Consider the following 20,252-nt stretch of genomic DNA (forward strand, 5'->3'; position numbering starts at 1 on the left):
CGCGCCGGAGGACAGGACGAGGGCTAATTCGACCCTACTCGCCCCGGAGCCTCGGCAGACGGCTTCGCGCCCCCGTTCTCACCTTGCCGGAGATGGAGCTCACTCCCTCAGGAGAGCCTCGGCCGAAGTACGCAGCGCCGGCTTGTCCACCTTGCCGTTCACGTTCACCGGCAGCGAGTCCACCACCACGACCCGCCTGGGAACCTTGTAGGCGGACATGTTGTCCCTGGCCCAGCCGATCAGCCCCGCCGGATCGACGGTGACCCCGGGCCGCGGGACGACGTACGCCACCCCCGCCTCCCCCCTGGCAGGGTCGGGCACGCCCACGACCGCCACCTGCGCCAGCGACCCCTCCCGCAGCAGCAGCGACTCCACCTCGGCCGGCGAGACGTTGAACCCGTTGACGATGTAGAGCTCCTTCTTGCGGTCCACGATGGCGAGGTTGCCGGCCGGGTCCAGCACCCCCACGTCGCCCGTGTGCAGCCACCCGTCGCCGTCGAGGACCTCCGCCGTCCGCGCGGGCTCGCCCCAGTAGCCCCGCATCACCCCGTAGCCCCGCTCCAGGATCTCCCCGCGCTCCCCGGGCGCGACGTCCTTGCCGTCGTCGTCCACGATCCGCACCTCGATCCCGGGCACGGTCCGGCCGGTGGTGTTGGCGATGACGTCGATGGGGTCCCCGGCGCGGGTCATGGAGACGACCGTGCCCTCCATCAGCCCGTACGCGTTGATCATCCGCTCCAGCCCCACCCGCTCCACCAGCCGCGTGATCAGGCCGGCGGGGACGGCGGCGGCGCCGCAGATGGCCACGCGCAGCGAGGACACGTCCCAGGACCCGCGGTCCAGTTCGTCCAGTATCCGGTGGAAGAGCGTCGGCGGCCCGGCCAGCACCGTGATCCGCTCGGAGGAGATCAGCGACATCACGGCGTCGGGCGTGAAGACGGCGATCGGCATCATCGTGGCGCGGCGCAGGACGCAGGCGATGAGCCCCGCGTTCAGCCCGAACCCGTGGCTGAACGGGGCGACGATCGGATAGCGGTCGCGCTCGTCGAGGGTGACGATCTCGGACCAGTCCCAGTAGCCGCGCAGGACCTGCGCGTGGTCGATCATGACGCCCTTGGGCGTGCCCGTGGTGCCCGACGTGGACATGATCTCGCACAGGTCGTCAGGCCGTACGGCCAGCGCCCGTCCCTCGGCCTCCCGGGCCGAGACCCGCGTGCCCAGGGCGGGTAAGTCGTCCGGGCGCCGCAGCCCGGACAGGGGCGGCAGCAGGCCGGCGAGGGGAGTGGCCGACGGGCCCGCCCCGGTGATGAGCACCTTGGCGCCGGTCTTCTCGATCAGCTGGGCGGCCTCGATGCCCTTGAAACGGGACGAGAGCGGCACGATGACCGCCCCCGCGTCCCAGATCCCGAACGCGTGCCGCACCCAGAACGCCGAGTTCACCCCCCACAACGCCACCCGGTCACCGGGCGCGACGCCGAGGGCGATGAGGCCGCGGGCGATCTCGGCCGCCGAGGCCCGCAGCTCGGACAGCGTCATCCGGGTGCCGCCCTCGGCGACCACGACGGCGCCGGGGTGGTTGTCTGCCTGGTCGCGAAGCATGCGGGGGAGCGTTCCCCAGTCCGGCATCGGTGCCATGTCACCCCTAGGTGATGAGAGCGCGGTCCCTTCCGAGGTGGTGGCCGCGCAGGTCGTTCACCGTGCCCGGCGCGGGGGTCTCGGAGACGTCCTGGGCGATCTCCACGTCGATCGATATGGGCGTCAGCGCCTGGACGGCCTGCTGGATCCTCGACTTCCACATGGGGTTGCGGACCAGGCTCCCCCGGCTGAACGTGACCGTGAGCACGGCCGCGTCCAGCGTCCCCTGGCGGCTGATCGACAGGTCCCAGCCCGAGACGCCGTCGATCTTGGAGAGCGCCTTCTCGATGCGCGGCAGCGCCAGCCACACGCCTCTGACCAGCACGTGGTCGCCCACCGTGTGCGCCGGTGCGGGTATGCCCGCGCCGCCGACCCTGGCGACCTGGCCGGTCCTGAGCACGGTGTCGCCGGCCGCGGAGGTGACGACCAGCTCGGCGAGCTCGGCCGCGGAGTCGGGGGAGTCGTCCTTGGTCAGCGCCGCCAGGCCCAGCACGTCGTCGGCGAGCGGGGTGAGCGGGTCCTCCTCCGACGCCCGCCACGCCAGGGCCCCACCGGTGAACGGGCTCGCGAACACCTCCGTCACCCTGGCCTCGAACTCTCCCGCCAGGTGGGCGATCGTCCGCTTGGAGGCGATCTCCCCGGTGAGGACGATGTTCCTGAGCCCGAGGTCCAGCGGGTCCAGCAGGAACTCCAGGTGCAGGCGGGCCAGGAAGTCCATCGCGCCCGTCGGGGTGATGACCAGGGTGGAGGCCTTGAGGGCGGTCAGCGCGTGGTGCAGGCGCATCCGGCCGCGCGGGCCCACGTCGGCGGCGGCCTCGGCCACGTCGGCCGCGGCGGCCGTCCAGAGCGCCCCGGCGGGTTCGGCGAGTGCCACCACGACGCGCTCGCGCTCTCCGGCGCCGCACTCGCGCAGCGCCTTCGCGGTCAGTACGTGGTCGCGGGGGTCCAGCGGGACGGCGCTCGACAGGTCGGGGGAGACGAGCAGGAGCCCGGTGGCGGTGCGCGCGGTGGCGCCGAGGTCGTCACGGGTGAGCCAGCGGGCCATCGAAGCACCTATCTCCGTAGGTCGAGCGTCCGGGGCAGCGGGCGAGGGCGGGCCGTCGACGCGGTCAACGTGCCACCTCGGTCATGAACAGCGTCATCGAGTCGCACACCCGGTCATGCGCCAGCCCGCCCACCTGCGCCTGGATGATGAGGTCCGTCGCGCCCGCCTCGGCGATCCTGGCCAGGGCCTTGCGCGAGCCCTCCACGTCGTCGACCACCACCATCAGGTGCTCGCGCAGCGTGGCCATGGACTCCTCGGGCGGCATCCCGGCCGCGAGCTGCCCCAGCACCCGGTGGGTGGCGTGGCGGGCGTCGTAGTAGTCGGGCGGGGTGACGAGGTTGACCTGGCGGCGGATGTACCACAGGACGGCGTCGGCGGCCGAGGCGGTCGCCTCGTCGCGGGTGGGGGCGACGTACCAGGGGATCATCAGGGCGACGCGGCGGCTCGCGGGGTCGAAGCCGTGCTCCGCCAGACATTCCCGATATTTCGTGATGTCGGAGGCCACGTCGTCGATGCCCTTGAGCATGGTCATGCCGAGCAGGTTGTACCCGTGCCTGGCCGCCGCCAGATAGCCCTCCAGCGAGGTCGAGGCCACCCACACCGGCGGGTGCGGCCGCTGGGCCGGGCGCGGGTAGACGGCCACGTCGGGGATCTCGAAGAACTCGTTCGACCGGCTGATCGGCTCGCCGTCGGCCTGCCAGATGGCCAGCGTCGCCTCCAGCGAGTCCTCCCAGATCTGCCGCGACTTCTCGAACGGCCGCTGGAACGCCTGGTACTCCAGGGGCGAGGCCCCCCGTCCCGTGCCGAACTCCACCCGGCCGCCGCTCAGCACGTCCAGCGTGGCGACGCGCTCCGCCGTGCGGATCGGGGACTGGAACGGCAGCAGCACCACGCCGAGCCCCAGATGGATGCGCTCGGTGCGCTGCGAAATGGCGGCCAGGACCAGGTCGGGCGCGGAGGAGTGGGAGAAGCCCCTGGTGAAGTGGTGCTCCACGAACCAGGCCGTGTCGAACCCCAGCCGGTCGCCCAGCACGACCTGCTCGATCACGTTCTGGAACGTCTGCTGCTCCACTTCGCGGGTGCGACCGCGAACCTCCAGCTCATACCCCAGGCTGATCCTTAGGGACGTCATCGCGCCTCCGAAGTAGTGAACCAAGCGCTCGCTTGGTAGAGCGTATCAGCAGCGAAGACTTGCGGGAAGGGCGCGGAGCCGATCAGAGTGGATGCCTGTGAAGCGAAAGCACGCGCTGCGGCGGCCTAAGGACGGCCCGTTCCCCGATTCCGCCGACGACGACCTCTCGCTCACCAGCGCCCGCAGGTATGAGGCGTTCGGCCGGGTGATGGCCGCGCTGGCGACCGAGGCCGACTTCATCGAGTCGTGCCGCGACCTGACGTGGTGGCGAGGGGCCGATCACAGCTGGCACATCGAGTGGCGCGACGGCCCGTACGCGTCCGAGGTGGCCTTACTGCTGGCCCAGCAGGTGCGCGACCCCGACTACGACGGCCCGCTCGTCACCGAGGCCGGGCCGGGGAGCAGCGGTTCGGCGGTGCTCGACGTGATGGGCGTGCGGTTCGAGCTGCGGGCCATCGACCCGATCGGGCGGGCCACCGTACGGGAGCGGCCCGGCTTCTGGCGCCTGGCCGAAGCCCTCGACACCACCCGCCGCACCAACACCCGCCACCCGTGGGAGGAACTGCTCGGCGGCTGACCCCGTACCCATGGGGCGCGGGCGCTAACCGAGGGCGTGGGCCGCCAGGCGGGCGCGATGGGCCTGCGGCGGCCCGAAGAGCTGCGCGTCCGAGGTGGCCCGCTTGAGGTAGCGGTGCGCAGGATGCTCCCAGGTGATCCCGATCCCGCCGTGGACCTGGATGTTCTCACCCGCCGCCGCCAGATACGCCTCCGTGCAGTACGACCCCGCGATCGCCGCGTACACCCCGTCGGCCGCCGCCGCCCCCGCGGCCGACCTGGCCGACTCCACCAGCAGCAGCAGATCGGCGAGCTTGTGCTTGATCGCCTGGAACGACCCGATCGGCCGCCCGAACTGCCGCCGCCGCTTCGCGTGCTCCACCGCCATCTCCAGGCACCGCTGCGCCCCGCCCACCTGCTCGGCGGCCAGCGCCGCGATCCCGAGGTCGCGCACGCGGGGCCACGACGAGCCGTCGCCGAGCCGCCGTGCCGGGGTGTCCTGGAAGGAGAGCTCCTGCAGCGGCCGGCTCTCGTCCATGGTCCGGTACGTCCTGCGCCGGGCGGGCACGGCCGCCACCAGCAGCCCGTCCACGTAGACCAGCGCCAGCTCGCCCGCCGGCACGTACGGGACCACCCCCGTGAGCAGGCCGGACTCCAGCCGGAGGGTCCCCTCGCCCGGCGGCACCACGGTCGCGGTCGTGGCGCCGCCGACCAGCGCCGGGAGCAGGTCGTACGCGCCGCTCGCCCTGAGCGCCTCGACGGCCATCACCGCCGTCTGCAGGAACGGGTGGGGCGACAGCGCCCGGCCCAGCTCCTCGCCCACGGCGGCCATTTCGGCCGGCCCGCATCCCGCCCCGCCGTGTTCCTCGGGGACGAGCAGCCCCGCGATCCCCACGTCGCGCGCGAAAGCCTGCCACGGTGCGTCCGGCCGGTCGGCGAGGTAGTCGCGGACGACGGCGCGGAGCTCATCGGGAAGTGCCACGGGCCCATACTAACCAAGCGATTGTTTGTTTGACATCCGGGTGACCGAAATTTGCCTTTTTTGTACAGTCACATAATCTGGCACTGGTCATCCCAAGGGTTACCCGGGGGAGGGTTGACCAGGGACATGGATATGAACGAACCCAGCATCGACTACGCCGACCTCGCCGAGTACGACCGGCGGCAGCGCGGCATCGAACGTCACCTTCTGTCGGCTTTCTTCGGAGGACTCGCCGTCGGGCTCGTCGGCATGCTCATCGCCGGCGAGGTTCCCGCGTGGGTCGGCCAGCTCTACGACCCGTACGCCTACCTCGGCCTGTCGCTGGCCGTGGGCGCCACGGCGTCGGGGTTCGGGTGGGCGCTGCTGACGACGTTCCTGGCGGTGGCCTCCACGCTGGTCGCGGCCATGGGCGCGAGCGCGCTGAGCGGCGACATGGCCTTCGAGATCGTCGGAGGCAGCGCCGCCGGGCTCAACTGGACGCTCGCCCTGCTCGTCACCCTGGGCCTGCTGGCGTTCGCCACGCGCAGGGAGGACGTCTGGGGCGACCTCGCGGCGGGCGCGGTCGGCGCGGCGCTGATCGCGGACGTGGTGGACCGGGCGACGCCGGGGTTCATCGACAGCGAGCGGTCGTTCTGGCCGGTTCCGGCGCTGTTGATCGGATTGCTGTCCGTCGGGCTGGTGCTCGTGCTGCGCAGGAACGCCTGGGGCCGGGTACGCGCGCTGGCGCTGTCGGCGGTGTTCTCCGCTCTGTTCACGGTGTTTCTGGCCGCCTTCGTGTCCGGCTGGATCCCGTTGACGGTCTGAGTCCTGCGGGACCTGTGGATAACCTCGCGCGCGGCGCCACCCGGAGTCGATAGCCTGTAATCCTTCACATCCAGGTTCGAGCAAGGAGTAGCCGTGTTGCTGCGCATGTCGTCGTTGTTTCTTCGCACCCTGCGGGACGACCCGGCAGACGCGGAAGTGCCGAGCCACAAGCTCCTGGTCCGCGCCGGCTACGTCCGCCGGGTGGCGCCGGGCATCTACTCCTGGCTGCCCCTCGGCAAGATGGTGCTGGAGAACGTCACCAGGATCGTCCGCGAGGAGATGAACCGGATGGGCGGTCAGGAAGTGCTCTTCCCCGCCCTGCTGCCCCGCGAATACTACGAGGCCACCGGCCGCTGGACCGAATACGGTGACACGCTCTTCCGGCTCCAGGACCGCAAGGGCGCCGACTACCTCCTCGGTCCCACGCACGAGGAGCTCTTCACCGACATGGTCAAGGGCGAATACTCGTCGTACAAGGACTATCCGGTCACCCTCTACCAGATCCAGACGAAATACCGCGACGAGGCCCGGCCCAGGGCGGGCATCCTGCGCGGGCGCGAGTTCCTGATGAAGGACTCCTACTCGTTCGACCTCGACGACGACGGGCTCAAGCACTCCTACGAGCAGCACCGCGACACCTACATCCGCACCTTCGACCGGCTCGGCATCAACTACAAGATCGTCTTCGCCCAGTCGGGGGCGATGGGCGGATCGGCGTCGGAGGAGTTCCTGGCGCCCACGCCCACGGGCGAGGACACGTTCGTGGCCTGCCACTCGTGCGGCTACGCGGCCAACGCCGAGGCCGTCGTCACGCCCGCGCCCGCCGCCCGTCCGCTCGAGGACGCCGCGCCGCTGCAGGTCATGGACACGCCCGACACGCCGACCATCGAGACGCTGGTGTCGTACGTCAACGAGCACCACGGCCTGTCCGTCACCGCCGCCGACACGCTCAAGAACGTCGTGGTCAAGGTCACCACGCCCGGCTCCGACAAGGTCGAGACCCTGGTCATCGGCGTGCCCGGCGACCGCGAGGTCGACTTCAAGCGCCTGGAGGCGGCGCTGGCGCCCGGCGAGCCCGCCATCTTCGAGGCCGCCGACTTCGCCAAGCACCCCGGGCTCGTACGCGGCTACATCGGGCCGCAGGTCCTGCGCTCGCTCGGCATCCGCTACCTCGTCGACCCCCGGGTCGTCACCGGCACGTCCTGGGTGACCGGCGCCAACGAGCCGGGCAAGCACGCCGCCAACGTGGTGGCCGGGCGCGACTTCACCCCCGACGGCACGATCGAGGCCGCCGAGGTGCGCGCCGGCGACCCCTGCCCCCGGTGCGGCTCCGGCCTGTCCATCGACCGCGGCATCGAGATCGGCCACATCTTCCAGCTCGGCCGCAAGTACGCCGACGCCGCCGGCCTCGACGCCCTCGGCCCCGACGGCAAGCCGATCCGCATCACGATGGGCTCCTACGGCATCGGCGTCTCCCGGGCCGTGGCGGTCATCGCCGAGCAGGCCCACGACGCGCTCGGGCTCGTGTGGCCCCGCGAGGTCGCTCCCGCGGACGTGCACATCGTCGGGACCGGCAAGGAGAACCAGGTGGAGGCGGCCCTGGAGCTGGGGGCCGAGCTGGAGTCGCGCGGGGTGCGGGTGCTCGTGGACGACCGGCCTTCGGTTTCGCCCGGGGTGAAGTTCAAGGACGCCGAGCTGCTGGGGCTGCCGACCATCGTGGTGGTCGGGCGCGGGCTGTCGCAGGGGGTCGTGGAGCTTCGGGACCGGGTCTCCGGCGAGAAGTCGGAGATCCCCCTGTCCGAGGCCGCCGACCGCATCATCGCCGCCCTGGCCTGACCTTTCCCGCCGGGCCCTACGAGGCCCGGCCCGCCGTCCCTTCGATCCGCCTCCGGGGGTAACGCACCCCTGGAGGCGACGCGCCCCTGAGGTGAGGCACCCTCGAACACCCCGCACTTTGGGCGGTGACGCGCCCTTGGGAGGCGTCGGGCTACGGGTAGTGGTGCGCCGCGGGACATGACCACGCCGCACCCACCTCTCGCCACCGCGACGGCCAGGGGCTGGATGGCGGCGTGGCGGCGAGCGCCGCTTGTGTGGTTGGCCGCCGTGCAGGTGCGCCGGGCTCCGCCGTACGTCGTCTCGCCGACGCGGCGCGTTTGGGTGTCTCCCAAGGAGGCCGTGATTTGGGGGCGTCTCCCACGGCGATGCTGCGTTGCGCCGTGCGGGTCACCGCCATATCGTGCGGCCGTGAGACTTCGGTGCGCCGCTGCCGCCGCATCCCGCTAAGCGGCCCGTCACGCCCCGTTGCCCCTGGACGCCGTTGCCGTCGAACGTCGTCGCCCGTTCCCGGTCGGGTGGCAGGGGGAAGGCACGCGGGGGCGTCAGGTGGCGGTGGGGACGGGGGGCTTGGTGCGGCGGCGGAGGAGGGGTGGGCCGATGAGGCAGGCGGTGGCGATGAGGAGGATGGTCAGGGAGACCGGACGGGTGACGAAGATCGACGGGTCGCCCTCGCTGAAGGCCAGGGCGCGGCGGAACTGGACCTCCATCAGCGGCCCCAGCACCGCCCCCAGGATCAGCGGCGCCACCGGGTACCGGGCCCGGTGCAGGATCCAGCCCAGCAGCCCGAACCCGTACGCCACCAGCACCTCGAAGACGCTCTGGGAGATCGAGTAGACCCCCAGCGTGGCGAAGGTCAGGATGGCGGCCGTGAGGAGGGCGGCGGGGACGGTGAGGAGCTTCACCCAGACCCGGATCAGCGGCAGGTTGAGCACCAGCAGCATCACGTTGCCGATGTAGAGGCTGGCGATCAGCGTCCACACCAGCACCGGTTGCTGGTCGAAGAGCTGCGGCCCGGGCTGCACGTTGTAGATCTGGAACGCGATCAGCAGCATGCTCGCCGTGGCCGACGTCGGGATGCCCAGCGTCAGGAGCGGCACCAGGACCCCGGAGAAGGCCGCGTTGTTGGCCGCCTCCGGACCGGCCACGCCCTCGATCGCGCCCTGGCCGAACTCCTCCTTGTGCTTGGACAGCCGCTTCTCGACGTTGTAGCTCAGGAACGTGGGAAGCTCGGCGCCTCCGGCGGGCAGCGAACCGATCGGCAGGCCGAACAGGGTCCCGCGCAGCCAGGGCTTCCACGACCTGCGCCAGTCCTCGCGGGTCATCCCCACTTTCCCGGCGACCGCGACCGGAGGTTGCGCCGGCTGGTGCCGGGAGGCGGCCGTGGAGATGGCCTCCGCCACCGCGAACAGCCCCACGGCGACCGCCACCACCGACAGCCCCTCGTAGAGGTCCGGCACGCCGAACGCGAAGCGCGGCTGCCCGGTCATCTGGTCGATCCCCACCATCCCGATGGTCAGGCCGAGGAACAGGCTCGACAGCCCCCGTACGATCGAGTCCCCCATGAGCGAGGTCACCGTCACGAACGCGAGCACCATGATCGAGAAGTACTCGGCCGGCTGGATCAGCTTGGCGATGTTCGACATGCCCGGGGCCAGGAACGTGATGACGACCGTCGAGATCGTGCCCGCCACGAACGACCCGATCGCCGCCGTGGCCAGGGCCGCCCCGGCCCGGCCGCGCCTGGCCATCGGATAACCCTCGAGCGTCGTGGGGATCGAGGCCGTCTCGCCCGGGATGTTGAGCAGGATCGCGGTCGTCGAGCCGCCGTACATGCCGCCGTAGTAGATCCCGGCGAACATCACGAACGCCCCCACCGGGTCGAACACGAACGTCAGCGGCAGCAGCAACGCGATCGTCGTGGCGGGCCCGAGCCCGGGAAGCACGCCGACCAGCGTGCCGACGGTGACGCCGAGCATGGCGAGCAGCAGGTTCTGCAGGCTCAGCGCGTGGCCGAAGCCGTCCAGCAGGTTGCCGAGCACGTCCATCTCAGATCGCCAATCTGACCAGGCCCGGCGGCAGCGTGATGCCGAGGAGCCGGTCGAACAGGAAGTACGTGGCCAGCGCCAGCGCCAGCCCCACGAGCAGGTCGCGCACCAGCCTCCTGCTGCCCAGCACCCGGGCCACGGCGACGAAGAAGGCGGTGGTCGCCTGCCAGTAGCCGGCCGGGACCAGGAGGAGCGCGTAGGCGGCCAGGCTGCCGATCAGGAGGAGGACGGAGGGCCAGTGCGGCTTCTCCGCCGCCTCACCGCCGCCGTCCTCGGGAACCCCGGCGGTGGCGGGGGCCCGCGTACCAGGTCTGAAGGCCTGGACGACCCCGATGACGGACACCACCGCCAGCCCGCCCCCCACCAGCAGCGGGAACGCGCGCGGCCCCACCGCCTGGTAGCCCTCGCCCTGCTGGATCGCGAACGCCTGGGCCAGCACCACCACGGCCGCCGCCAGGAAGCCGAGCGAGACGATCCGCTGGGTCACTTGCCGAGCCCCAGTTCGCCCAGGATGGTCGTGACCTGGGTCCGCTGCTGGGCCAGCACCTGGCCGAACTGGTCGCCCGGCCGCCAGTCCTCCACCCAGTTGTTGCGCTCGAGCACCTTCTTCCAGCAGGAGGTCTGGCGCACCTTGTCCAGCAGGCCGATGACGTCCTGCTGCTGCTCCTTGGTCAGGCCCGCGGGCGCGAGCACGCCGGCCAGCGTGGAGATCGCCGCGTTGGCCAGGCCGAGCTCCTTCATGGTGGGCGCGTCGATGCCCGCGACCCGCTGCTCGGAGTCCACCGACAGCACCCGCAGCTCGCCCGCGGAGATCTGCGCGCGCAGCTCGGCGACGGTGTCGATGCCGGCCGTGGCGGCGCCGCTGAGCAGCAGGTTCAGGGACTCGCCGCCGCCCGCCGTGGGCACGAAGTTGACGTCCTTGGCGGCGACGTCACGCTCCTTGGCCAGTCCCGCCACCGTCATCTGGCCGGGCCCGCCGAGGGAGCCGCCCGTCCACTTGACGCTGTGGGGCTTGGCCTCCATGGCGTCCAGCAGCGACTTCAGGTCCTTGTACGGCGACTTCGCCGCCACCACGATCGCGGTCGGCCCCCGGCTCAGCCCGGCCACGGGGGTGAGGGTGGCCAGGTCGACCGGCGACTTGTTGTTCACGATGCCGCCCAGCATGGTCACGCTGTCCATGACCATGAGCTGGTACGGGTCGCCCTTCTTCTTGGCGAACTGGGCCAGCCCGATGGTGCCGCCCGCGCCGGGCACGTTCGTGACCGTGGTGTCCACGTCGGCCACCTTGCACTCGCTGAGCGAACTGGCGATGCCGCGCGCCCGCGTGTCCCAGCCGCCGCCGGGGCTGCCCGGCGCCATGATCGACAAGGGCTTGCTGGGATAGCCGCCACCTGATTCGGCGGCCTCGCCCACGGCGCAGCCGCTGAGCGTCACGGCCACCGCGGCGGCGGCCAACAGCTTGATCTTCATGATGTCTCCCGGGGGGTGAGGATCGATGCGAAGAAGTCCTTGACCGGCTCGAGCACCAACATCGGGTCGTGACCCACGCCCGGCACGACGTCGAACCGGACCTCGATGCCATGGGCCGCGAAGTTGTCGCGCAGCGCGGCGAGCCGTTCGATGCGGGTGACGCCGTGGGCGTCGGCGCCGTCCATCCAGTTGGAGTCGCCCTGGTTGTTGATCTCCCAGGTCTCCACGTCCGCACTGCCCACGACCATCTGCACCGGCACGTCACGAAGCTCCTCGAATCTGGGAGCGCTGCCGAACTCCTCCTCGAACCCCTTCAGCCCGATCCACCACGGGCTGCTGGGATCGATGTACGTTATCCGCCCTGGTGCACCGATTGACAATCCGGCGAGCCGGTCGGGGTGCAGGTAGGCGAAGCGGTGCACGAACTGGCCGCCGCCGGAGAACCCGTGCAGCAGGAACCGCTCGGTCCGTACGTTGAAGCGCTCGCCGACCTCCTCCACCATGGCCAGCAGCGCGTGGTCGAAGCGGATGTCGCCGTACTTGAGGAACTTGAAGCCGTGCAGGTCGTGCGGGTCGCCGCCGATGCCGGCGGGGAAGAGCGGGGCCAGGACGAGGCAGCCGTGCTTCTCGGCCCACTCGGCGAAGTTGTCCCGGTACTGGGGGCCGCGCCGTCCCGTGCCGTGCTGGAGAACCGCCAGCGGCAGGGGAGTGCCGTCCGGGTCGTGCGCCGACGGCACGTACAAGCAGTAGGAGAACCTCTGGTCGTACCTCGACGCGAAAACGGTCGTCGCACCCGCCGAATAGAAGCCGGTCGGATGCCTGACCACGTGCAGTTCCTCAGCCATGACGCCACAGCCTGGGCAAACGCCGGGTGACTCTCAAGCAGATTGACGTCAACGCGGTAATGTTCAGGGTGGCCGTCACGCTCCTCCTCGACTCCCCCGGCACCGGATCCATCGCCGTCCAGCGCTCGCCGCTGGCCGAGCTGTGCGCCTGCCTGCACGCCCTCGACGAGCCCGGCCACCACCCCGGCAGCGCGAGCTGGGTGGCCAGGGCGCACGCCGGGCTGGACAGCGAGCTGCTGGCCACGGCCGCCGCCTGGGCGCCGCTCTGGGGCGCCTTCCGCGCCCGCTACCTGCTGCCGCTGTCGGCGGGGCCGGCGCGCACGCTGGCCGCCGAGCTGCGGGAGGTGGCGGCGCTGCCCATCGGCGACTTCGTGGCGATGACCGTGCAGGCCCTCATCGGGAAGAACGACACCGAGCTGGCGCCCAGGCTCAGCGGCGAGGTGCTGCAGCGGCTGCGCCTGATCTCCACCAGCCGCATGGAGATCGGCGCCAGGCTGCGCGCCGACCCCGAGGCGTTCCGCGGCGAGCTGCTCGGCTTCCTCGCCGACTTCGCCGCCGCGGCCTTCGACGCCGAGTGGCCGTCGCTGCGCGCGGCCCTCGACCGCGACCGCGCGGAACGCGTACGCGACCTGCGCCGGCGCGGCGCCCTCGTCCTGGCGGACCTCCCGACCGCCTCCGCGTCGTCCGGCGCGCGCAGGCCGCTGCGCATCGTGTTCGACAAGCTCTACAACGCCACCGCCCGCGTGGACGAGGGGCGGCCCTGCCTGCTCGTCCCGACCGTGCACGGCCGGCCGCACTTCGTGATCAAGCACTATCCCGGCTACCCGGTCGTCATCCAGTACAGCGCCGACGGCGCCGCCGTCCCGACGCTGGAGACGGCCAGGCGCCGGCTCGCGGCGCTCCAGGACCCGACCAGGCTGCGGCTGGCGTACGCGATCCTGCGCAACCCCGTCGCCACCTCCGAGCTGGCCATCCAGCTCGGCATGACCGCGCCCCAGGTCTCCCGGCACCTGCGCAGGCTCAGGGAGGCCCAGCTCGTGCACACCCACCGGCGCGGCTCGGTCGTCTACTACCAGCTCGACGCCGGCGCCGTCGAACGCCTCGGCCCCGACCTGCTCTCCGTCCTGTACCGGTGACAGGCCTGTACCGGTGACAGGCCTGTACGGGTGTCAGGCCCTGCCGGTCAGCCGCCCTGCTGCGACGCCGAGGGCGACGAGGGCGGGGACGCGGGCGGCGCCGCCGCGGGCATGCCGGGGAAGGCCGGGGGCTGGGCGGGGCGGAAGGCGTACGAGCGGGCCGTCGCCTCCTGCATGGCCTGCGCGGCGTAGCGGCGCAGCGTGACGTCCTGCGCGGCGGCCAGCTCGAGGTAGGCGGCCGTGACGCCGGTCTCCAGGTGCACTGCCAGCTTGGCCGCCAGCGCCGGCCCGGAGGGGAAGAACGGCAGCGCGTAGGACGCGTCGGGCTCGACCGGCCGTCCGCCCCGCGCCGTGATCAACGTGCGGAGCTGGTCGCGGCATGCCCGGTGGGCGTCGAAGGCCGCGCTCATCCTCGCCCGCAGCGACCCCGACGTCCGCGCCCCCAGCAGCCCGTACGCGAACAGCGCGGCGTGCTCGGCGGCCAGCGCCTTGCGGAGCTTCTCGACGTCGTCGGGGTTCACAGCGACCTCGGCAGGGCCAGTGCGTGGGCGGCCTCGCAGGCCCCGATGCTGGCGATGAGCTGGGCCACGCCCGGCGAGACGCCGTCGAGCTGGCGGATCCGCAGGGCCGCCGCCTTGCGCTCCAGGTCGCGCAGGCGCGACAGGGACGCCTTGGGGGTGGGGGCCGGGGTGGCGGTGCCGGTGGCGGTGCTGGTGGTGGTGGCGGGCGGCGCCGAGGCCACGGTGACGTACTTGCGCAGCTCGTTCACGTGGGCCTGGTGGCGGTCGCGGAACGGCGCCAGTTTCTGCGCCCCGCCCGAGATCAGCGACGAATAGAGCGCGATCGTCCGCTCCTTCTCCGCGATCAGGCCCTTCAGCAGCGTGGTCTCAGGGGAGTCGGAGGCCTGGACGGACGGCTGCGGCGGGCCTGCGGTGCTGCAGGCGGTGAGAGCGGCCGCTCCGCCCACCAGCAAGACTCGCCGGGAGAGGTGACGCGGGCGCACGGGCTAGGACCTCCAGTGACGGTGGAGCCGACCGACGGGAAAACCGCCCATGGGCAGGCGCGCCCGATCGACGCCGCGGCGGCGGCCCTTCGGGGGCTTTCTCGTCGGTAGCATCGTACGGGCTGGTGCCCGCGATCGCTGTCAGGCGACGCTCCGCCATTCGACCATGACGAGTGGCGCTCTTTCCGTGCCCCCATACAGATAGGGTGTCAACTGTCGTCGCTGGCTGAGCGGCCAGACGGCGGAGAGCCAGAGGCGAGGTCCGCCCGGCTGAGACATGACAATAGGGGAGGTCGATATGGGCAGCGCATCACCCCGCGACCACCTGATGAAGCTCCTTGAGCCTGTGGTCAGCGCGGAGGGCCTCGATCTTGAGGACATCACGGTCACCCAGGCCGGCAAGAGACGGCTGCTGCGCGTGATCGTCGATCGCGACGGCGGCGTGAGCCTCGACGACGTGGCCGACGTGAGCCAGGCAGTCTCCGCGGCCCTCGATGACGACGACGCGATGGGCCAGGCGGCCTACACGCTGGAGGTCTCCTCACCGGGCGTCGACCGCCCGCTCACCGAGCCGCGCCACTGGCGCCGCGCGGCGAAACGCCTGGTGAAGGCCGAGATGAGAGACGGCACCGTGGTGGAGGGGCGCATCCTGGCCGCCGACGAGGCCGGTGTCGACCTCGACGTCGAGGGCGCCGCACGCAGGCTTGATTACGAGGACCTGACCCGGGGACGGGTACAGGTGGAGTTCCGCCGGATCGACGACGTCGACGGCGACGAAGGCTAAGGGGGAGCCGTCGTGGACATCGACATGAGCGTCCTGCGCAGCCTCGAGCGAGAAAAGGACATCTCCTTCGACCTGGTCGTCAAGGCGATCGAGGACGCGCTGCTGATCGCCTACTTCCGCACCGACGGCGCCGCCGCCAAGGCGCGCGCCGAGCTCGACAGGAGCAGCGGTCACGTCACGATCTGGGCCGCCGAGCTGGACGAGGACGGCGAGGTCGTCAGGGAGTACGACGACACACCGGGCAACTTCAGCCGGATCGCCGCCACCACCGCCAAACAGGTCATCCTGCAGCAGCTGCGCGACGCCGAGGACGAGATCAACTTCGGCGAGTTCGCCAGCCGCGAGGGCGAGCTGGTCTCCGGCGTGATCCAGCAGGGCAAGGACCCGCGGGTGGTGCTGGTCGACCTCGGCAAGATCGAGGCCGTGCTGCCGCACGCCGAGCAGGTCCCCGGCGAGGACTACGTGCACGGAGAGCGCATCCGCGCCTACGTCGTGCAGGTGAAGAAGGGCCACAAGGGCCCCTCGGTCACCCTGTCGCGCACGCATCCCGGGCTGGTGAAGAAGCTGTTCGCGCTGGAGGTGCCCGAGATCGCCGACGGCACCGTGGAGATCGCGGCGGTGGCGCGCGAGGCGGGCCACCGTACCAAGATCGCGGTCCGCTCCCGCAAGCCCGGGGTCAACGCCAAGGGCGCCTGCATCGGGCCGATGGGCTCGCGGGTGCGCAACGTGATGACCGAGTTGCACGGCGAGAAGATCGACATCATCGACTGGTCGGAAGATCCGGCGGAGTTCGTGGGGAATGCCCTGTCACCTGCGCGCGTTTCCCATGTCGAGGTGCTCGATCTCGAGGGGCGCGTCGCACGCGTGACCGTGCCCGACTACCAGCTTTCGCTGGCCATCGGGAAAGAGGGCCAGAACGCCCGGCTCGCCGCGAGACTCACCGGATGGCGGATCGACATCCGGCCGGACACACAGGCCGAAGATGCCGCCGGTTCCGTAGATGCGTCAACACGGTAAGCTGGAATATGGTGGCCAAGCGACCCCTCAGCGCACCTGTGTGGGCTGCAGGGTTCGTACGGCTAAGTCCGAGCTGCTCCGTCTGGTGCGGGTCGAGGACCATGTGGTCCCTGACCTGCGAGGACGGCTTCCTGGCCGTGGTGCATCGCTGCATCCGTCCTTGAGCTGTCTGGAGCTTGCCGAGCGTCGCCGAGCGTTTCCGCGCGCTTTCCGCGTGGCGGGACCGCTTGACGTCTCGCGCGTGCGGGCGCAACTGGAGGGAGACCACGCAAATGTCATGTAGGACGCCGAGTTGATGGGCGGAGTCAGATTGCTATGAGCGCCTGATGAGCACGCGGCGATGAAGACGTCAAGGTAGCGACGGTCCGGACGGCATAGCCAGCCTCCCGGGCCGAGTAAGGGAGTGCAGTGGCGAAGGTCCGGGTATACGAGCTCGCTAAGGAGTTCGGCGTAGAGAGCAAGGTCGTCATGGCCAAGCTCCAGGAGATGGGAGAGTTCGTCCGTTCGGCGTCCTCGACCATCGAGGCGCCGGTGGTCCGCAGGCTCACCGAAGCTCTGGGCGCATCGAAGGGTGGGCCCTCCAGAGGCGGCGGACAGCCGTCGAACAGGCCGCAGCCGCCCAAGGCTGCTCCCCGGCCGGCAGAAGGCCAGGCCGGTAACGGCGCCGGACAGGCGCCGGTCCCCACAGCCCCGCGTCCGGGGCCGGGCCCCAGGCCCGGTCCGGGGCCGCGTCCGGGTCCCGCGGGCGGCGGTCAGCCGCGCCCGCCGGTGCCCATGCCTCACCAGCAGCCGCAGCAGCCTGAGGCCGCTCGCGGTGAGACGTCCGGGGCTCCGCAAGCACGGTTCGAGAGCGGCGCGCCCGCGCGCCCGACTCCGGGCCCGCGTCCCGGCCCCGGTGGTGGCGGTGGCGGTCGTCCCGGCCCCAAGCCGGGTCCCGCGCCCCGTCCGGGTCCCAGAGACAGGGACAGGGACGGTGGCGGCGCCCCGCAGGCGCCGCGTCCCGGCGCGCCCACCGGCGGCGGTCCCCGTCCCGGTCCGGGCCCCAAGCCGGGCCCGCGTGGTCCGCGCCCCGGTAACAACCCGTTCTCCTCGACCGCCAGCGGCATGGGCCAGTCCCGCCCGCCGCGTCCCGGCGGCCAGCGCGACGGCGGCGGTCCCGACCGCCGCGAGCGCCGCGACGGCCCGCCGCGCGACGGCGCGATCCCGCGCCCGCCGCAGGGCCGCGGTGGCACCGGTGACGCCGGTCCCCGTCCCGGGCCGCGTCCTGGCCCGCCCGGTGCGGGCGGTCCGCGTCCTGGTCCCGGCGCGGGTGGTCCCCGTCCCGGCGGTCCGCGTCCCAACCCGATGATGATGCCGCAGGGTCGTCCTGCCGGTCCCGGTGGCGGCGCAGGCCGTCCGGGCGGCGGTGGCGGTGGCGGTCGTCCCGGCGGTGGCGGCGGTGGCCGTCCCGGCGGTGGCGGCGGTGGCGGTCGTCCCGGTGGCGGCGGCGGCTTCGCCGGTCGTCCCGGTGGCGGCGGCGGCACCGGCCAGCGCACCGGCACCGGTGGTCCCGGTGGCGGCGGCGGTGGCTTCGGCGGTCGTCCCGGTGGCGGCGGTCGCGGTCGCGGCGGCGGCACCGCAGGCGCCTTCGGGCGTCCCGGCGGCCGTCCGGCCCGCGGGCGCAAGTCGAAGCGGCAGAGGCGCCAGGAGTTCGACAACATGTCGGCGCCGGCGATCGGCGGCGTGCAGGTCGCTCGCGGCAACGGCGCGACGATCCGCCTTCCGCGCGGCGCGTCGCTGTCCGACTTCGCCGACCGCATCGGCGCGAACCCCGCCTCGCTCGTGCAGATCATGCTGCACCTCGGCGAGATGGTGACCGCGACGCAGTCGGTCAGCGAGGACACGCTGCAGATCCTCGGCACCGAGCTGGACTACAACATCCAGGTCGTCAGCCCGGAGGAGGAGGACCGCGAGCTTCTCGAGGCCTTCGACATCGAGTTCGGCGAGGACGAGGGCGACGAGGCCGACCTGGCCGCGCGCCCGCCGGTCGTGACCGTCATGGGTCACGTCGACCACGGTAAGACCAAGCTGCTCGACGCCATCCGCAAGACCAACGTGGTGGCGCGCGAGGCGGGTGGCATCACCCAGCACATCGGCGCTTACCAGGTCGCCACCGAGCACGAGGGCGAAGACCGGAAGATCACCTTCATCGACACCCCGGGTCACGAGGCGTTCACCGCCATGCGTGCCCGAGGCGCCAAGTCCACCGACATCGCGGTGCTGGTGGTCGCGGCCGACGACGGTGTGAAGCCGCAGACGATCGAGGCTCTCAACCACGCCCAGGCGGCCGACGTGCCGATCGTGGTCGCGGTCAACAAGATCGACAAGGAGGGCGCCGACCCCAACAAGGTCCGTGCCCAGCTCACCGAGTACGGTCTGGTGGCCGAGGAGTACGGTGGCTCGACGCTGTTCGTCGACATCTCGGCGAAGAACGGCACGGGCATCGACAACCTCCTCGAGGCCATCCTGCTGACCGCGGACGCCGAGCTCGACCTGCGGGCCAACCCGACGATGGACGCCCAGGGCATCGCGATCGAGGCGCACCTCGACCGTGGTCGCGGCCCCGTCGCGACCGTCCTGGTCCAGCGCGGCACGCTGCGCGTCGGCGACAGCATCGTCTGTGGCGAGGCCTTCGGCCGCGTCCGGGCGCTGCTCGACGACAACGGCGACGCGGTCGAGGAGGCCACGCCGTCCCGTCCGGTCCTGGTGATGGGTCTGACGGCCGTGCCGAGCGCCGGTGACAACTTCATCGTGGTCACCGACGACCGGATGGCCCGGCAGATCGCCCAGCAGCGCGCGGCGCGCAAGCGCAGCGCCGACATGGCGAAGTCGAGCCGTCGCCGCAGCCTCGAGGACATCTTCAAGGACCTCGAGAAGGGCAGCGTCGACGAGCTCAAGCTCATCATCAAGGGTGACGTGTCCGGTTCGGTGGAGGCCCTGGAAGACGCCCTGCTCAAGATCGACGTCGGCGACGAGGTCAGGCTCCGTGTCCTGCACCGCGCGGTCGGCGCGATCACCGAGTACGACGTCAACCTGGCCGTCGCCGACGACAACGCGGTCATCATCGGCTTCAACGTCCGCCCCGAGCCCCGGGCGCGCGACCTGGCCGAGCGCGAGGGCGTCGACATCCGCTACTACTCGGTCATCTACCAGGCGATCGAGGAGATCGAAGCGGCGCTCAAGGGCATGCTCAAGCCCGAGTTCGAAGAGGTCCAGCTGGGCACCGCGGAGATCCGCGCGATCTTCAAGGTCCCGAGGATCGGCAACATCGCCGGTTCGCTGGTCCGCTCCGGCAGGATCGTGCGCAACAGCAAGGCGCGCCTCATCCGCGACGGTGTCGTCGTGACCGACAACCTCACCGTCTCCTCGCTGCGGCGGGAGAAGGACGATGTCACCGAGGTCCGCGAGGGCTTCGAGTGCGGTATCGGGATCGGCTACAACGATCTCAAGGAAGGCGACGTCATCGAAACCTTCGAGATGCGGGAGAAGCCGCGAGACTGACGCGCGGCTCGGCGCCCGGCGGGACATCCGCCGGGCGCCTCTCGCACGCCCTGGCCTGGTCCCCACCGCAGCAGGCCGGGCGTGCGCTCACCACACCAGGCCAAGCGGTGGTTACCAACGATGTATGTGGGTGCTCTGACCCTGGACATCCTGCTCGGCGACGTCAGGTCGCTGAAGCAGAAGCGCTCTGTCGTACGGCCGCTGATCGCCGAGCTGCAGCGCCGTTATCCCAGCATCGCGGTGGCTGAGACCGGCCATCTCGACCTGCACCGAAGGGCCGAGGTCGGCCTCGCGGTGGTCTCCTCCTCCGCGGGTAACTGCAACGAGGTCATGGACGCCTGCGAGCGGATGGTGGCCTTCCGGCCGGAGATCGAGCTGCTGTCGGCCAGGCACCGGCTCTACAACGACGAAGATTGAACGACT

19 protein-coding genes are annotated in these 20,252 nt (G+C 71.5%); 9 read left to right on the forward strand and 10 right to left on the reverse strand.

Annotated elements, in window-relative coordinates; all coding sequences use genetic code 11:
• Positions 1-99: 99 nt before the first annotated feature.
• The 3 genes from HD596_RS25120 to HD596_RS25130 form a co-directional block, all read right to left on the reverse strand.
• On the reverse strand, positions 100-1,599 hold the full coding sequence (locus HD596_RS25120; protein ID WP_185071768.1) for an AMP-binding protein: 1,500 nt from the start codon (positions 1,597-1,599) through the stop codon (positions 100-102).
• Positions 1,600-1,642: 43 nt separating this feature from the next.
• Positions 1,643-2,680, reverse strand: a complete 1,038-nt coding sequence (locus HD596_RS25125; protein ID WP_185071769.1) for a hypothetical protein — start codon at positions 2,678-2,680, stop codon at positions 1,643-1,645.
• Positions 2,681-2,744: 64 nt separating this feature from the next.
• A complete protein-coding gene (locus HD596_RS25130) occupies positions 2,745-3,812 on the reverse strand; it encodes an LLM class flavin-dependent oxidoreductase (protein ID WP_185071770.1) in 1,068 nt (355 codons plus the stop codon).
• 91 nt (positions 3,813-3,903) lie between these two features.
• Here HD596_RS25130 and HD596_RS25135 point away from each other — a divergent pair, with 91 nt between their 5' ends.
• Positions 3,904-4,389 (forward strand): hypothetical protein, encoded by a 486-nt coding sequence (locus tag HD596_RS25135; protein ID WP_185071771.1) that lies wholly within the window; start codon positions 3,904-3,906, stop codon positions 4,387-4,389.
• 24 nt (positions 4,390-4,413) lie between these two features.
• On the opposite strand, the gene HD596_RS64885 is transcribed toward HD596_RS25135, so the two are convergent.
• Positions 4,414-5,349, reverse strand: coding sequence for an acyl-CoA dehydrogenase family protein (locus tag HD596_RS64885; RefSeq protein ID WP_185071772.1), 936 nt, complete (start codon positions 5,347-5,349; stop codon positions 4,414-4,416).
• A gap of 132 nt (positions 5,350-5,481) precedes the next feature.
• Here HD596_RS64885 and HD596_RS25145 point away from each other — a divergent pair, with 132 nt between their 5' ends.
• Positions 5,482-6,153 carry a hypothetical protein gene (locus tag HD596_RS25145; protein WP_185071773.1) on the forward strand — a complete coding sequence of 224 codons (672 nt, stop codon included), beginning with the start codon at positions 5,482-5,484 and terminating at the stop codon, positions 6,151-6,153.
• Between the two features lie 93 nt (positions 6,154-6,246).
• Positions 6,247-7,989: a proline--tRNA ligase gene (locus tag HD596_RS25150; RefSeq protein WP_185071774.1), complete on the forward strand. Its 1,743-nt coding sequence runs from the start codon at positions 6,247-6,249 to the stop codon at positions 7,987-7,989.
• A 542-nt stretch (positions 7,990-8,531) separates the two neighbouring features.
• Here the strand turns inward: HD596_RS25150 and HD596_RS25155 are convergent.
• Genes HD596_RS25155 through HD596_RS25170 form a run of 4 tightly spaced genes read right to left on the reverse strand, consistent with a single transcriptional unit; the run spans position 8,532 to position 12,349 of the window.
• Positions 8,532-10,034, reverse strand: coding sequence for a tripartite tricarboxylate transporter permease (locus HD596_RS25155; RefSeq protein WP_185071775.1), 1,503 nt, complete (start codon positions 10,032-10,034; stop codon positions 8,532-8,534).
• A 1-nt stretch (position 10,035) separates the two neighbouring features.
• Positions 10,036-10,521, reverse strand: coding sequence for a tripartite tricarboxylate transporter TctB family protein (locus HD596_RS25160; protein ID WP_221519505.1), 486 nt, complete (start codon positions 10,519-10,521; stop codon positions 10,036-10,038).
• Complete coding sequence (locus tag HD596_RS25165; protein ID WP_185071776.1) at positions 10,518-11,504, reverse strand: Bug family tripartite tricarboxylate transporter substrate binding protein; 987 nt, start codon at positions 11,502-11,504, stop codon at positions 10,518-10,520. Before HD596_RS25165 ends, HD596_RS25160 begins: the two co-directional genes overlap by 4 nt.
• On the reverse strand, positions 11,501-12,349 hold the full coding sequence (locus HD596_RS25170) for an alpha/beta hydrolase family protein (protein ID WP_185071777.1): 849 nt from the start codon (positions 12,347-12,349) through the stop codon (positions 11,501-11,503). Before HD596_RS25170 ends, HD596_RS25165 begins: the two co-directional genes overlap by 4 nt.
• 26 nt (positions 12,350-12,375) lie before the next feature.
• On the opposite strand from HD596_RS25170, the gene HD596_RS25175 reads away from it, so the two are divergent.
• Positions 12,376-13,485: an ArsR/SmtB family transcription factor gene (locus tag HD596_RS25175; RefSeq protein ID WP_221519506.1), complete on the forward strand. Its 1,110-nt coding sequence runs from the start codon at positions 12,376-12,378 to the stop codon at positions 13,483-13,485.
• A gap of 47 nt (positions 13,486-13,532) precedes the next feature.
• Here HD596_RS25175 and HD596_RS25180 read toward each other — a convergent pair whose 3' ends face one another.
• Positions 13,533-14,006, reverse strand: coding sequence for a ferritin-like domain-containing protein (locus HD596_RS25180; protein WP_185071778.1), 474 nt, complete (start codon positions 14,004-14,006; stop codon positions 13,533-13,535).
• Positions 14,003-14,488: a hypothetical protein gene (locus HD596_RS25185; protein ID WP_185071779.1), complete on the reverse strand. Its 486-nt coding sequence runs from the start codon at positions 14,486-14,488 to the stop codon at positions 14,003-14,005. The genes HD596_RS25180 and HD596_RS25185 overlap by 4 nt, the downstream gene beginning before the upstream one ends.
• A 298-nt stretch (positions 14,489-14,786) precedes the next feature.
• Between HD596_RS25185 and rimP the strand changes: the two genes are divergently transcribed.
• The 5 genes from rimP to HD596_RS25210 all read left to right on the forward strand — a co-directional run bounded on the left by rimP (position 14,787) and on the right by HD596_RS25210 (position 20,246).
• Entirely contained in the window at positions 14,787-15,272 is a 486-nt protein-coding gene (gene rimP, locus HD596_RS25190) for a ribosome maturation factor RimP (RefSeq protein WP_185071780.1), read from the forward strand.
• A 12-nt stretch (positions 15,273-15,284) separates the two neighbouring features.
• Positions 15,285-16,289 (forward strand): transcription termination factor NusA, encoded by a 1,005-nt coding sequence (gene nusA / locus HD596_RS25195; RefSeq protein WP_313044682.1) that lies wholly within the window; start codon positions 15,285-15,287, stop codon positions 16,287-16,289.
• Positions 16,273-16,572, forward strand: coding sequence for a YlxR family protein (locus HD596_RS25200; RefSeq protein ID WP_185071781.1), 300 nt, complete (start codon positions 16,273-16,275; stop codon positions 16,570-16,572). Before nusA ends, HD596_RS25200 begins: the two co-directional genes overlap by 17 nt.
• Before the next feature lie 125 nt (positions 16,573-16,697).
• Positions 16,698-19,829, forward strand: a complete 3,132-nt coding sequence (gene infB / locus HD596_RS25205; RefSeq protein WP_185071782.1) for a translation initiation factor IF-2 — start codon at positions 16,698-16,700, stop codon at positions 19,827-19,829.
• Positions 19,830-19,949: 120 nt separating this feature from the next.
• Positions 19,950-20,246, forward strand: coding sequence for a DUF503 domain-containing protein (locus HD596_RS25210; RefSeq protein ID WP_185071783.1), 297 nt, complete (start codon positions 19,950-19,952; stop codon positions 20,244-20,246).
• Positions 20,247-20,252 lie beyond the last annotated feature (6 nt).

It is taken from the genome of Nonomuraea jabiensis, assembly GCF_014204795.1.
Classification (GTDB): domain Bacteria; phylum Actinomycetota; class Actinomycetes; order Streptosporangiales; family Streptosporangiaceae; genus Nonomuraea; species Nonomuraea jabiensis.

Coding starts and splice junctions, on each gene's coding strand:
- HD596_RS25120 (WP_185071768.1), bottom strand. CDS start 1,599: ATGCTTCGCGACCAGGCAGACAACCACCCCGGCGCCGTCGTGGTCGCC.
- HD596_RS25125 (WP_185071769.1), bottom strand. CDS start 2,680: ATGGCCCGCTGGCTCACCCGTGACGACCTCGGCGCCACCGCGCGCACC.
- HD596_RS25165 (WP_185071776.1), bottom strand. CDS start 11,504: ATGAAGATCAAGCTGTTGGCCGCCGCCGCGGTGGCCGTGACGCTCAGC.
- HD596_RS25145 (WP_185071773.1), top strand. CDS start 5,482: ATGAACGAACCCAGCATCGACTACGCCGACCTCGCCGAGTACGACCGG.
- HD596_RS25155 (WP_185071775.1), bottom strand. CDS start 10,034: ATGGACGTGCTCGGCAACCTGCTGGACGGCTTCGGCCACGCGCTGAGC.
- HD596_RS25135 (WP_185071771.1), top strand. CDS start 3,904: ATGCCTGTGAAGCGAAAGCACGCGCTGCGGCGGCCTAAGGACGGCCCG.
- HD596_RS25130 (WP_185071770.1), bottom strand. CDS start 3,812: ATGACGTCCCTAAGGATCAGCCTGGGGTATGAGCTGGAGGTTCGCGGT.
- HD596_RS25210 (WP_185071783.1), top strand. CDS start 19,950: ATGTATGTGGGTGCTCTGACCCTGGACATCCTGCTCGGCGACGTCAGG.
- rimP (WP_185071780.1), top strand. CDS start 14,787: ATGGGCAGCGCATCACCCCGCGACCACCTGATGAAGCTCCTTGAGCCT.
- HD596_RS25170 (WP_185071777.1), bottom strand. CDS start 12,349: ATGGCTGAGGAACTGCACGTGGTCAGGCATCCGACCGGCTTCTATTCG.
- HD596_RS25200 (WP_185071781.1), top strand. CDS start 16,273: ATGCGTCAACACGGTAAGCTGGAATATGGTGGCCAAGCGACCCCTCAG.